This is a genomic window from Polyangiaceae bacterium (assembly GCA_020633235.1).
Taxonomy (GTDB): Bacteria; Myxococcota_A; Polyangia; order Polyangiales; family Polyangiaceae; genus JACKEA01.
The window spans coordinates 373861-387125 of record JACKEA010000002.1 but is presented as its reverse complement, the minus strand read 5'-3'; the positions used below and the strand labels follow the sequence as shown (position 1 = coordinate 387125).

The window sequence follows — 13265 nt, the reverse complement described above, 5'->3', positions numbered from 1 at the left end:
TCCCCGGCGCTTCCGCGGCGGACCGACAAAATCAAGCGGAGCTTGGGCCTTGGGCGTGTGCCAGCGCCGACGTGAACAGCTCATAGGCGATGAGCTGTGTGGCCTGAGCCAGATTGACGGAGGGCTGGTTGGCGGCCATCGGGATGCGGACGCGGGCGCCGGCCAGCTCCAGATCCTCGCTGGAGAGGCCGGTCTTCTCGTTGCCGAAGACGATGGCGATGCGCTCGCCGCGCTCGGCGCGGTCGAGCAGCTCCGGAGCGATGGTGCGGGGCGCGAGCACGCCGCTGACGCCGGGGCGCGCGGTGGTGGCCACCACGAAATCGACGCCCTCGAGGGCTTGGGGCAGCGTGTCGACGACCGGCGCGGCGAGCAGCACGTCCCGCGATTTCACTGCCATCTTGAGCGCCATCTCGTGGCGAGGTGCCGCCAAGCGTCCCGGCTTCACCAACGTCAGCTGGGTGAAGCCCATGGTCTTGATGGCGCGAGCGGCGGCGCCCACGTTCTCGGGGTAGTGCGGGCGCACCAAGACGAACGTCGTCTGGCGATGCAGCGGGAGCTGCACCGCGGGGGTCGGCTCAATCACTTCCTTGAGCATCGCGACGGGGATTGTCGGAGCGGGCACAGCGGAAGCCGATGTGCGGGCTGCGCGCGGTGGGATCGGCGTTGCCGCGGGCCGCGCTGCGCAGCCAGGGGCCGGCGCTGCCGTAGTGCCCGCCGCGAACCACGCGGCCGGCGGTGCCGAGCAGGTTCGGCGGGCCCTTGGGATTGGTCGTGGCGCCCTCGGCGTAGCCCGGGACGTAGCGGTCCGACGCCCACTCGGCGACGTTGCCCGCGAGATCGAGGAAGCCCTCGGGAGTGCGTCCGGCGGGGAACGAGCCGACCGGCGCCAGCTCGGAGAAGCCGTCGCCGGCGTCGGTGGTGTCGAGGCCCAAGCGGCCGTGGTTGGCGGCGTGGGAGTTGTACAGATTGCCCCAGGGAAAGCGGCGGTTCTCCACGCCCCGGCCGGCCCGCTCGAGCTCGGCCTCCGTGGGCAGCCGGGCGCCGCGGAACTTGCAGTAGTCCCGGGCGTCGTCCCAGCTCACGAAGGTGGCCGGATAGCGGGGGCGATTGAAGCGTTCGGCGCCGTCGGCAAATGGCTGGGCGCGACAGCGCCCGAGGGCGACGCAGCGGCCATAGGCCTCGACCGTGACCTCGGTGCGATCCAGCCAGTAGCCGTCGAGGTGCACGCGGTGGCGACTGAGCTCGTCGGAGAACATCTCCTCGCGGCAGCGATGGCCGAGGGGCTCACGGGCGCACATGGCGACGGCGTCGAGCACCTCCGTCACCGTGGAGCCCATGTAGAACGTGGAAGCCGGCACCCGGATCATCAGCGAGCGCGGCGCACGCAGGGTGACCAGACCACCCGTGACGGCGTGCTCCGCGGGGTTCTTCGCCTCGCGACCGAAGTGAGGACGCGTGTCGGCGGCGTGTAGCGTCGAAGGTGCTCCGACGATGGGCAGACCCAGCCCGAGCCCGAGCAGGGCCCATCGTCCGAGCGCGCGCACCGTCACCTCAACACGAGCCTGCACACGCCGTCTGGAAGCACTGCAACATCGCGTTGAACGCGTTGGCTCCCGACAGGTACTGCGAGCAGAACTGACTCGCGCAGGTATTCAGGTTGGAGGCGTTGGAGCAGAACTGCCCGAGACAGCTGTTGAGGCCGGAGCAGGCGGTGTTGCCAAAGCAGGCTTGTAGCTGGGAGCAGCAGTTCGAGCCCACACACTGGTCGCACGCCGCGCTGCCCGTCTGGACTTGCACCGCGCAGGTGCCGCCGCCGCCGCTACCGCCGGTGGCGCCCACGCCGCCGCTGCCGCCGGACGGCGTGCCGCCGCTGCCGCCGGTGGCGCCCACGCCACCGCTGCCGCCCACGGCCCCGCTGCCGCCAAAACCGCCGCTGCTGGCGCCCCCCGTGCCCGCAGCGCATTGGGTCAGACAGCCGTTCGGATCCCCGGTGTTACACAAGCAGGTATCGAAGCACGCTTGGCAGCTGCTGCAGTCCGGCGCGCTCGAGCAGCCCGGCGGGGGACCGCCGTCTCCGCCGCCACCGGCGCCTCCGAGGCCCGCGTCGTTGTTGGAGGAGCTGCAGCCGACGAGCACGCTCGCCGCGAGTCCGAGAGCCCAGAGAACCGTTGTCGTGCTTCGCCGCGCCACGGCGAGAGCGTAACCCGTAAGCGCCGAGCGGACCACCGCTACAAACGACAATCGCCGAGAGCCCGGAGGCCCTCGGCGATTGAACAGTGCACGCTCAGCCGCCGGCGCACTCGGTCTGACAGCTCTGGATCAGGCAGGCTTGGCCGCTGAACCAGGACGTGTACGTGTTGTCGTCCGTGGGGCACAGCCCCGTGAGGCAAGTCTTCAGCTTCGCAGTGTCTCCCGCGGCGCTGCCGATGCACGCCTGCGCGTCAGTAGCGTGCTGGCCGAGGCAGGTGTTGAACGCCGCGCACGTAGTGTCGTTGATGCAGGCCTCGAACTGGCTGCAGCACTTCGCAGCGCCGCAGTCCGCGCACGCCGGCGGCACACCTTGAAGCTGCACCGAGCACGTAGCGCCACCGGTGCCGCCTGCGCCGCCCGTGGCACCGGTGCCGCCGGTCGCGCCCACGCCGCCGGAGGCGCCCACGCCGCCGGTCGCGCCCACACCGCCGGAAGCGCCCACGCCGCCGGTCGCGCCGGTAGCGCCTGTGCCGCCGCTGCCACCGCCCGCGGTGCCGGCACCGCCGCCGCTTCCACCATCACTGCTGGAGCTGCACGCTCCGAGACCGACGACCGACAAGCTGAGTGCTGCGAGCACGCTGACGAGCTTCATGCGAATTCCTCCGATGGATCCCAAGTGCCAAGTCGCTCCGCGCTCGAGCACGAGCGACAAAGGACGCAGCGCAAATACCGCCGCCGAGCGTTGGGGGTCAAGGTGACTTCGGCTTCGATTTGACGCTGACACCCGCATCGGCGCTCGGGGTTCCAGCATCGTCGTCTTCATTCATCAGGGCTGGAAGATTTGTCGCTCCGTCCGCGTCGGCGTCGGTCGCGTCGTCGCTGCCTGCATCGCGCTCCGTGACGGTGCGATGCGTGTGCTCTTCGCTTTCGGCACTGCGCTTCGCACGCGTCGGCGGGCTCTCGGCGAGAAAGCCGATGGGCTCCGCCGTGGGGGCGGTGGAGGCGATGGGTGCGGGCAGCGGCGACGTGTCCTGTCGCGAATAGATCCACAGGCCTCCGGCGCCGAGCAACGCGCCGATCACGAAGCCGCCTATGGCGAGGCGCGCGCCGCGGCGTTCGGCGCCGTGGCGCATGGCCTGCTCGCGGCGCTGGTCCGGAAGCGTCGGCATGTGCGAGCGCGGCGCGGCGAGCAGCGCTTCGGACAGCGCGCGCCCGAAGTCGTCGGTGCTGGGCCAACGCTTCTTGGGCTCCTTGTCCAGCGCCCGCAGCAGCACCGTGTCCACGTGCGGATCCAACCCCGACGCCGCGGCGATCAGCGGCGGATACTCCGTGGCGATGCGTGTGGCGACGGCCAACGCGTCCTCTCCCGGAAAGGCGCGCCGACCGCTGATGGCTTCGTACAACGTGGCCGCCAGGCTGAACTGATCCGTGAGCGGCGAGAACTTGCCGTGGTGGATCGACTCCGGTGCGCTGTATGCCGGCGTGCCGAGCAGCCCGCCGTCCCGGGTCAGGGTGGAATCCGGCACCCGCGCGATGCCGAAGTCGGCGATCTTGGCGCCGGTGCGCGACAAGATCAGGTTCTCCGGCTTGATGTCCCGGTGGAGCACGCCCGCCGCGTGGGCCGTGTTCAGCGCGTCACCGATCTCGCGGGCGACCTTGGCGGCTGCCTCGGGGCCCAGCGGCCCCCGCCCGAGGCGCTCCTTCAGGGTGACGCCTTCCACGTACTCGAACACGAGGTAGAGCCCGAGCTCCGGATCCTCCCCCATGTCGTGGAGAGAGACGATGTTGGGGTGCAGCACCCGCGCGGAGGCGCGCGCTTCTTGCCGCATGCGATCGAACAAGCTCTGGCGCTGCTCCGGCGGAAGCTTCAGGTCGTCCCGGAGCAGCTTGATGGCTACCAGGCGGTCCAGCACGGGATCTCGGGCCAGGAGCACGCGTCCCATGGCGCCGTGTCCCAGCGCACGGACGATCTGGTAGCGCCCGATCGCGTCGGGCAAGGCGGGTTCGGGGAGATCCATCGAGCCGGGGGCCTCATCTATCCCCACAAGCCCCCGCCTGCCAACGCCTTCAGTCGCTTCCGGCGTCGGCGATGGGCTTTGGCGCGGGCTTCTTCTTCTTCTTCGGAGGGGCTCCGTACTCGGTGCGGAGCTTCTTCATCAGCCCGTCCCGGAGCACCGTCTCGTGGTAGCTGGGCATCTGGGGGAGCTGCACGAAGACCTTCACGTCGTCGCGGGTCTCGACGATTTCCACCGAGCCGTTGGTGGGCTGCTTGTGCCCCGGCGGCTCGTAGCGGAACAGGATGTAGGCCGCGTCGGGGTCTTTCTCGACCACCTCGTAGCCCATGTCGACTCGCAGGTAGCGCAGCGCTCCGTTGTAGGTCAGCGCCTTGCTGTACTCGGAATCGCCTTCGACCCGGGCCGAGGCGCCCGTCGCGCTCATCACGGATGCCAGCACCAGGCCCGCGGCGCCGAGGAGCCAGAGCTTCTTCATCGCCTGCCGTGGTGCCCCACCCCGGCGCGGGTGGGCAAGTTTTACGCGCGGGCTTCCAGGTCCTTGGTCTCTGGAGTCAGCGCCTCGCGCACGCTCTCGTGCTCCGCCACGAAGCCCCAGGCCGCCGCGGCGATGGTGATGCCCGTCTGCGCCAGGTACAGGATCAGGACGAAGGCTGCGCCCGGTCCCACCACGTCTTCAGGAGCGAAGTACATGGCCAGGGCAGCGTAGACCGAGATCTGGAACGCGCCGAAGAAGCCCGGGGCGTTGGGCAGCAAGATGCCCAGGGCCAAGACGCCCATGTTCACGCAGGCCTCCCAGTAGTCCATCTGATCGAAGCCGCAGCCCCAGGCCAGCAGCCAGGAGCCGAGGGCGTTGGTCAGCCAGTACAGGATGGTGACTGCGATGAAGGGCGCGCTGTAGCGGGCTTCGGGCAAGAAGCGGAGGCCCTCCGCCACCTTCTCGACGCGTTCACCGAGCCAATCCGCCAGGCGAGGCGAGAAGCGCCCCACCACGGAATGGGTCATGCGTCGGGCCAGCTCCCGTCGCCAGTAGTACACGCCCATGGCCACGAACGCGGCGGCGAACAGCACCAACGCAGCGTAGGCGGCGCTGGGCACCACCGCGGCGGGCACCGGCAGATTCCCGATGCGGCTCGGCAACGGATCCAGCGGCCGGGACAGCGACAGCCCGGCGAACAGAAACAAGCTCAGCACCAGGCCATCGATGATGCGCTCGGCGCCGATGGTCCCGGTCGCGGCCCAGCCGGAGAGCTGCCCCTTCTTGCGGACCAGGATGGGCCGCACCATCTCGCCCGTCCGAAACGGCAGCACCACGATGGCCAAGAACCCGATGAACGCGACGTTGACCACGCGCTTGAGGGGAACGCGGTGAATCGGCTCCAAGAGCCAGTACCAACGGGCGGCTCGGAGCCAGTGCACGACGGACCACAGCACCACGTAGGCGGGGATCGTCCACCAGCGCATGCGCGCAAAGGCGTCGCGACCCGGAATGATGGGCAAGGCTCCGGCGTGGAGCAGCCACACGAAGCCGGCGCCGATGGCCAGGGACGTGACCAACTTGAACCAGTGGCGCGAAAGCCAGCCCCGGCCGACGCTGCTCGGGCGCGGGCTCACTCCGGCAGCTTCCCCGAAAGCAGGTCGAGGGGCCCCTCGCGGAACAGGAAATCGACCTCTTCCGCTCCGTACAGCTGGGCGATGCGATCCATGCCCGCCTTCACTTCGTCGACGTCCGCGGGGCGATGCGCGTCGCTGCACGCCGCATGGTACAGGCCTCGCTCCAGAAGCTCTTCGGCCGAACGCTGTGGCTTGCGTCCGTACTTGCCGATCAGCGCTGCGGCGTCGAGCAGCGCCGCCACGCCCGAGTCCACCAGTCGCTCCAAGATCTCCGGATCGCGCCAGATGCAGCGGTAGCGCTCCGGGTGGGCGATCACCGGCAACAGCCGCCTCTTCGCGCGGATGTCGAACAGCCGATGGTCGATCATGGGCGGGAAGTCGATCTCGTAGAACTCGAGCAGCACGGCTGCTTCGCCGGGGTAGGGCAAGCCTTCCCCGTTCATGATGCGCCCGAACACTATTTCGTCGAAGTAGTGTTCGCTCGAGAGCGCGACCTCCGGCAGCTCGCCGTCCGTCGCGAGGTGGGGCGCCATGCGATCGTAGGCGGCCCGCAGATCCTCTCGAGCATTGTCGAACATTCCCGGTCGCATGTGGGGCGTGGCCACCACGCGATCGAAGCCGATGCTCTTGAGAGCGCGCAGCATGGCCAAGCTCTCGTCGGGGGATCGAGCACCGTCGTCGATCCCCGCGATCCAGTGGCAGTGCAGATCCACGAAGCCGCGCATGAGGCGGCGAGGGTAGCACCAGGTCGGGGCGGTCAGGCCAGACGAGAACGCCCCAAGATCCGGGCGCAGCCACCAGCGACTCGTACCAACGCCGCGTCCAGCTGCGCGCCGTCCCCCGCGCCGCACACGAGCACCGACACGCCGTCGATGCTCAGGCGCCGCACCTCGGTCCGTCGGCTGAGCACGTCCAGCCGTGTCGGAACGACGTCGTTGGCCGGCTCGTCGGCGGGGAGCAGGGGAGCCAAGGCGGCGAGCTCCTCACAGGTCTCCCAGAATCCCGAGCCCGCCACCAGCACGCCGGTCTCGTCGGCGACGGCGAGGGCCTCCACGGCTCCTTCCCGCCGGGCCGCATCGAGCATGCGACAAAGGGCGCCCAAAGCGTCGGTGCTGCGGTCGCTACGTCGTTCCGCCGCCCCCGAATAGATCGCGCCGACTGTCGCATCCATGGCGGGACCTTTTCGCAGGGCCGCAAGTCGTGGGCCAACTTTTTCCCCGATGGAGTGCTGCCGCGGGCCGGCGTCGTCGTGGTAAAGGCGGCATTCGGCTCATGTCCCAGTCCCTCCGCCCCTTGCTCGACGACCACCGCGTGGTGCTGTGCGTGGGCAGCGGCGGCGTCGGCAAGACCACCATCACGGCCGCCCTGGGTCTGGCTGCCGCCCAGCGCGGCCAGCGAGTGCTGTGCCTCACCATCGATCCCGCCAAGCGGCTCGCCAACAGCCTGGGCCTCGATCGCATGACGGGGGAGGCCACTCGGGTGGACGACGCGCTGTTTCGCGCCGCTGGGGTCGAGGTCAGCGGCAGCCTCACCGTGATGATGCTCGACACCAAGCGCACATTCGACGAGCTGGTGGTGCGCCACGCCTCGAGCCCCGAAGCGCGTGATCGCATCCTGAACAATCGCTTGTATCAGTACGTCTCCACCAGCCTGGCGGGCACCCAGGAATACATGGCGATGGAGAAGCTCCTCTCCGTCAAGCGCGACACCGCCTACGACCTCATCATCCTGGACACGCCCCCCACCAGCAACGCGCTCGACTTCCTGGATGCTCCCAATCGCCTGATCAACGCCCTCGACAGCGCCGCCATGCGCTGGTTCATCCAGGCCTTCGAATCCGGAGGCAAGTTCTCCCTGAACCTGGTCGCGCGCAGCGTGGCGGTGGTGTTACGCGGCATCGGCCGCCTCACGGGCGGTGGCTTCCTGGAGCAGATGGCCGAGTTCATCACCGACCTGAACGACCTGTTCGGTGGCTTCCGCGAACGCGCCACGGAGGTGGCCAAGGCCTTTCGCGGCGACGAGTTCGCCTACGTGATCGTCACCACGCCTGCGCCGGCCAGCATTCGCGAAGCGGTATTCTTCGCCGAGCGGCTGGAGGAGCAGGACATGCGGCGCGACGCCTTCGTGGTCAATCGCGTCCACCGCCGCCCGCGCTCCAGCGCGAGCTTGGAACAGGTGAAGTCCGCGGTGGAGCGGCACCATTTGGAGCTCGACGCCGGCGGCAGCGAGCGGCTGCTCCGCGCCCTCGAAGAGGAGTCGGCGCTGGCCGAGCTCGACGCTACCCACGTTTCCGAGCTCGAGCAGGTGATCGTGGGTGCCGACCCGCACCCCGTGCGCATCGACATTCCCGCGCTGCCCAGCGACGTCCACGACATCGAAACGCTCGCCGGCATCTCCGCCCTGTTGTGTCCGCCCTGAGCATTTTCTTGTCGCTGCGGCGCGGAACCTCGCGGGGCCGTTTCCGCGGCGCAGCAACAGAAATACTCAGGAGCGATCCCCGCGCTGTCGGTACACGACCTTGATGGGCACCGCGGAGAAGCCGAAGCTCTTTCGGATCTGGTTCACCACGAAGCGCTGGTAGCTCTTGTCGATCTGGCCTGGGGCGTTGCTCATGGCCACGAACACCGGCGGGGCCGTCTGTGCCTGCGTGATGTAGTAGATGCGCGGCGCGCGCCCCCCGCGGGTCGGCGGCGGGCGTTCCGCCAGCACCTGCTCGAAGAATCGGTTGAGCTCTCCGGTGGGCACGCGGCGATAGAACTCCTCGCGGGCGCGCCAGACTTCGTCGAGCAGCGCTCGCACGCCGCGCCCGGTCTTGGCGCTGAGCTCCACCACCGGGGCGAAACCCGCGAAGCGCACGGCGTCCCGGGCGTCGTCCCGAGCGCGCTTCAGACCTTGCTTGTCGAGCAAGTCGGCCTTGTTCAGGCCGATGATCACGGCGCGCCCGCGATCCGTGCACAGCCCGAGGAGGCGCGCGTCTTGCTCCGCCAGCCCTTCGGAGCCGTCCACCATCAGGATCACCACCTCGGCGCGCTCCACCATGCGCAGCGCTCGGATCACGCTGGCAGACTCCACGCCGCGATCCACCTTCGGCTTCTTGCGGACGCCGGCGGTGTCGACCAACACGAAGTCCTTGCCCTCGAAGCTCACCACGGAGTCGACGGGATCCCGTGTGGTGCCGGGGCGCGCGTCCACCAGCGAACGCTCGGACCCCGTCAGGCGATTGAACAGCGAGGACTTGCCCGCGTTGGGGCGCCCGAGCAGGGCAATGCGGGGCAACTCGCCAGGGTCGCTGGCTCCGGTGTCCTCCTGCCTTGCGGGGAGCGCTTCCCGCAGCGTCGCTTCCAGCTCCGCGGTGCCACGGCCGTGCAGGGCGGAGATGAGAATCAGTCGATCGATGCCCAGCTCGTAGAGCTCCGTGGCCTCTTGGGCGCGCCTGTCGCTGTCCGCCTTGTTGGCCGCGTAGATGACGGGCTTTTCGCTGCGTCGCAAGAGCTGCACTGCCTCGCGGTCCGCCTGCGTGGGCGGCGCGCTGCCATCGAGCACGCAGATGACCACGTCCGCCTCGGCGATGGCGGCGCGCACGTGGCGGGCGATGCCCTGACCCATCGGATCGTCGGTATCGGGATCGAAGCCTCCGGTGTCGATCAGTGTGATGTCGCGGCCGTGCACGTGGGCGTCGGCATAGTGGCGATCCCGCGTCACCCCCGGCGCGTCGTGCACGATGGCCAGCCGCTTGCCCGTCAGGCGGTTGAACAGCGTGCTCTTGCCCACGTTGGGCCGCCCCACGATGGCGACGATGGGGGTCACGTCACTTCCTCCGTACGCGGCGGGCGCCGCGTGCCACTGGAAGCTTGGCGTCTGCTTCGGCGTCCGCCGGTGTGTCGTAGCCGAGCTCCGCCAGCTGCCGCGGCACGTTCTTCCAGCGCGGGCTGACGCGCACGAACAGCTCCAGATGGAGCTTCTGGCCGAGCAGTTGCTCGATGCGTTCCCGGGCGGCGATGCCGATGTCGCGAATGCGCTCGCCGCCGCGTCCCACCAAGATGCGCAGCTGGCCTTCCTTCTCGACGTGCAAGGTGGCCTTGGCGATCATCACCTTGGGTCCGGTCTCGATGGCGTCGATGGTCACCGCCACGGCGTGGGGCACTTCCCGGGCGGCCTGGGCCAGCACTTGCTCCCGCACGTATTCGCGAACGAAGAACGCGGTCGAGCGATTGGTGAGGGTGTCCTCCGGGTAGCCCGCGGGGCCCTCCGGCAAGAGCTTCGCCAAGGCGTCGAGCACACGATCGACGCTGCCGTCCTGGCGCACGCTGATGGGGACGATCTCGGCCCCTGGCAGGGCGGCCTGGAAGTCGGTCATCAAGGGCAACAGCTTGCTCTTGTCGTGCACCAAGTCGACCTTGTTGATCACCAGCAGCGTCGGGTGGTCCTTGGGCACCAGCTCCAGGACGGCGCGGTCGCGCTCCACTGCAGAACGCGGCCAGCGCGGATCCCGTCGCTCGGGAACGTCCGTCATGAGCATCACGACATCGGCGCTACGGGCGGCATCGACGGCCGCGGCGTTCATGCGGCGGCCGAGCTCCGAGCGCGGCCGGTGCAGCCCTGGCGTGTCCAGGAAGGCGATCTGCGCGTCGGAGCGGTTCACCACTCCCAGCAGGGCGTCCCGCGTGGTTTGCGGCAGCGCCGACACGATCGCCAGCGGCTCGCCCAGGGCGGCATTGAGGAACGTCGACTTGCCGACGTTGGAGCGGCCCACCAGGGCCACGGTCCCGAAACGCATGGAGGCGCGGAGCCTAGTGCCAATCCGCGATCCAAACCAGCCGACCGCCAACCTTCGCTTGTGGAATTCCGAGGGTTGATTTACGTGACCCGCGAGCATGGCACACGCCGACGCGACCGCTCTCGGAGACTCGAAGGCCGGCCAAGAGGCCGAGGCAGCGCCCCAAGCTGCCACCGCCGCGCCGCCCAGCTCCCACAAGCGGCGACTGCTGTTGCTCACGACGGCCGTCATTACCCTCGCCAGCTTGTTCGGTCCCATCAGCGCCAGTGGCCTGTGGGATCCGCCGGAGCTCAAGGTCGCGGATCTCGCTCGGCGCATCGCCCTGAATCTGCTCGGCGGCCCCCAGACGCTGGCGCTGCAAGACGCCGTCAACTCGGTGCCCACGCTGGGAGAGCTGGCTCGGGGGCAGCTGCCGTTCACCAGCGTCGCCCTCGGCTTTCGTCTCTTCGGCCTGCACGAGTGGGCGGGCCGCTTGCCGCTGGCGCTGTGGGGTCTGGTTGGAGTGCTCGCGACCTATGCGCTGGTGAGCCGCCTCGCGGATCGCGCCGCGGGCGCATTCTCGGCGCTGGCGCTGGCGACCATGCCGCTCTATTTCGTCCACGCGCGCACCATCCTCGGGGACATCGTGACGATGGCCTCCATCGCCATCGCTGCGTGTGGTCTGGGCATCGCTGCCTTCGATAGAGCCGAGGCTCGCAGCGTGCGGCGGGGACTATGGGCACTGCTCGGTTTGGTCGGCCTGGCGGCGGGCTTCGGCACCCGCGGCGCTCTCATCGGCGTCGCGATCCCGGCGCTCGGCATCGGGCTCGCGTGGGCCACGATTCGGCTCTCGGTGCCGCGCTCCGGGGATGCCTTCGCGACCCTGGTCGGCGGCGCGTCCCTGCTGATCGGCATCGCTGCGCTGGCGCTCGGGCTGAACGCCCTCGGCACGGCAGCGGCCACACCCACCAAGTTTTCCATGTGGGTGGGGGCGCCCATCAATCCGCCGCGGCAGCTGCCTACCTTCGACGAGGTCATCCACTATCTCGGGCACGGCCTGTTCCCCTGGAGCGCGGTCCTGCCCTTTGCCATCGGGCGACTGCTGCGCGCTCCCTCCGAGACGGATCCCAAGGCCTACGAGCGGCAGCTCGCCCTCCGGGTGCTGCTCATCGTGCTGTCCGGCACCGCCCTCGGCATCTATGGCTGGATGGCGCGCTACGTCGGGACGCTGCCCTACGGCGGCGTGTTCGCCCTGGCCGCCATTGCCGGCGTGGCGTTTCGCGAGTTCGAGAAGGACGCCCCCGGCTCTCGCACGCTGGCCATGGGCGTCGCCGCCCTCGCCATCTTGTTCTTCGAGGACTTCCGGGAGATCCCGGACAAGGGCCTGTCCGCCTTCGTGGTGGAGGGCGCGCGCTTCCCGGACTCCTTCAAGGTGGCGGGCACTCGCATGCTCAAGATCGCGACGCTGGCGTTCGTGGCCTTGTTCTTCGTGGCCTTCATGGAGAAGGACGGCGAAGGCAAGCCGCGATTCCAGAAGGACGAGTACCTCGGCTATCTGAAGACGATCCGCAGCCTGTGGAACGGCAACCTGTGGTTCACCTTGCTGGTGGCCGAAGCGGCCCTCATCGGCTACGGACTGCTCACCTTCTTGAGCCACGAGAAGTTCCACTGGCGGCAGTTCGAGGGCATGAGCCGCGACGTTCGAGAGCTGGCCATGGTGGGCTGGATCGGGCTTCTGGTGCTGGTGCTGGTGCTGCCACCGCTGGTCATGATCGGTCGCGACGTCGCGCGCCTCGTCTTGGACCTGCTACCGGTGCGTCGCGCCGTGGTGGCTATCGGCTCCGTGGTCGCCTTCGGGGCCGTGATGAGCTTCGGCTACTACCCCGCGCTGGCCGCGCAGATCTCCCCCAAAGAGGTGTTCGAGGCCTACGAGAACCTGGGCAAGGACGAGCGCTTGGCGCTGCTTGGTGTGGGCAGCGGCAGCGCCAGCTACTACGCCGGCCGCGAGGTGCCCACGTTCAACAACGCCCCCACCGCCTTCGAGTGGCTGATGGAGGGCAAGGAACGTCGTTGGATCGTGACCCGCGCCTCCGACTTGCCGCAGCTCAACAGCATGTATCGCGGCCGCAGCAAGCCCCCCACGAACCTGCCGGTGCTGGACGCTCGCTCGAGCGAGATCCTGCTGGTGAGCAACCGCCTGGCCCCCGGGGAGAAGAGCCAGAATCCCTTCGATGCTTGGATCCTGGATCAAGCGCCGCACCCGGCGAACCCCTTGAACGCCAACTTCGGCAACCAGCTCGACAACGTCGGCTGGGAGGTCACCACCCCCGACGGCAAGGTGGTGGACTCCGTGGTGCCGGGCAAGCCGTATCAGTTTCGCATCTACTACAAGGTCGTCACGCCCATTTCCGGCAACTGGGAGACGTTCATCCACATCGATGGCTTCCAGCGCCGCTACAACGGGGATCACCCCACGCTCGAGGGGAAATACCCGCTACACCTCTGGCGCGTAGGCGACTACGTCACGGACATCCACGAGTTCACGCTGGAGCCCAACTTCACGCCGGGCGAATACTCCGTGTTCTACGGCTTGTTCATCGGCAGTCGCCGCCTCGAGGTCAAGCGCGGGCGCCAGAACGACAATCGCCTGGAGGCGGGACGACTGCGCGTGCGCTGATCTCGTGACAGCGGCG

13 protein-coding genes are annotated in these 13265 nt (G+C 68.9%); 2 read left to right on the top strand and 11 right to left on the bottom strand.

What is annotated here, in order from left to right; all coding sequences use genetic code 11:
- Positions 1-31: 31 nt before the first annotated feature.
- The 9 genes from H6717_12275 to H6717_12235 all read right to left on the bottom strand — a co-directional run bounded on the left by H6717_12275 (position 32) and on the right by H6717_12235 (position 6987).
- Complete coding sequence (locus tag H6717_12275) at positions 32-583, bottom strand: RNA methyltransferase (protein MCB9577788.1); 552 nt, start codon at positions 581-583, stop codon at positions 32-34.
- Positions 576-1550, bottom strand: coding sequence for an SUMF1/EgtB/PvdO family nonheme iron enzyme (locus H6717_12270; protein MCB9577787.1), 975 nt, complete (start codon positions 1548-1550; stop codon positions 576-578). The genes H6717_12275 and H6717_12270 overlap by 8 nt, the downstream gene beginning before the upstream one ends.
- A gap of 1 nt (position 1551) precedes the next feature.
- Entirely contained in the window at positions 1552-2190 is a 639-nt protein-coding gene (locus H6717_12265; GenBank protein ID MCB9577786.1) for a hypothetical protein, read from the bottom strand.
- A gap of 94 nt (positions 2191-2284) precedes the next feature.
- The gene (locus H6717_12260) at positions 2285-2842 is read right to left on the bottom strand and encodes a hypothetical protein (protein MCB9577785.1); all 558 of its coding nucleotides are present in this window, start codon (positions 2840-2842) and stop codon (positions 2285-2287) included.
- A gap of 97 nt (positions 2843-2939) precedes the next feature.
- Positions 2940-4208 carry a serine/threonine protein kinase gene (locus H6717_12255; GenBank protein ID MCB9577784.1) on the bottom strand — a complete coding sequence of 423 codons (1269 nt, stop codon included), beginning with the start codon at positions 4206-4208 and terminating at the stop codon, positions 2940-2942.
- 49 nt (positions 4209-4257) lie between these two features.
- Positions 4258-4680, bottom strand: coding sequence for a hypothetical protein (locus H6717_12250; protein ID MCB9577783.1), 423 nt, complete (start codon positions 4678-4680; stop codon positions 4258-4260).
- 41 nt (positions 4681-4721) lie between these two features.
- Positions 4722-5816, bottom strand: a complete 1095-nt coding sequence (locus H6717_12245; GenBank protein MCB9577782.1) for a flippase-like domain-containing protein — start codon at positions 5814-5816, stop codon at positions 4722-4724.
- The gene (locus H6717_12240) at positions 5813-6541 is read right to left on the bottom strand and encodes a protein tyrosine phosphatase (GenBank protein ID MCB9577781.1); all 729 of its coding nucleotides are present in this window, start codon (positions 6539-6541) and stop codon (positions 5813-5815) included. The genes H6717_12245 and H6717_12240 overlap by 4 nt, the downstream gene beginning before the upstream one ends.
- 32 nt (positions 6542-6573) lie before the next feature.
- Positions 6574-6987, bottom strand: coding sequence for a hypothetical protein (locus H6717_12235; GenBank protein ID MCB9577780.1), 414 nt, complete (start codon positions 6985-6987; stop codon positions 6574-6576).
- 140 nt (positions 6988-7127) lie between these two features.
- Between H6717_12235 and H6717_12230 the strand changes: the two genes are divergently transcribed.
- Entirely contained in the window at positions 7128-8234 is a 1107-nt protein-coding gene (locus tag H6717_12230; GenBank protein ID MCB9577779.1) for an ArsA family ATPase, read from the top strand.
- Positions 8235-8300: 66 nt separating this feature from the next.
- On the opposite strand, the gene der is transcribed toward H6717_12230, so the two are convergent.
- Positions 8301-9623, bottom strand: a complete 1323-nt coding sequence (gene der / locus H6717_12225; protein MCB9577778.1) for a ribosome biogenesis GTPase Der — start codon at positions 9621-9623, stop codon at positions 8301-8303.
- 1 nt (position 9624) lies between these two features.
- Positions 9625-10593: a GTPase Era gene (era, locus tag H6717_12220; GenBank protein ID MCB9577777.1), complete on the bottom strand. Its 969-nt coding sequence runs from the start codon at positions 10591-10593 to the stop codon at positions 9625-9627.
- A 97-nt stretch (positions 10594-10690) separates the two neighbouring features.
- On the opposite strand from era, the gene H6717_12215 reads away from it, so the two are divergent.
- Positions 10691-13249 (top strand): glycosyltransferase family 39 protein, encoded by a 2559-nt coding sequence (locus H6717_12215; GenBank protein MCB9577776.1) that lies wholly within the window; start codon positions 10691-10693, stop codon positions 13247-13249.
- Positions 13250-13265: the final 16 nt, after the last annotated feature.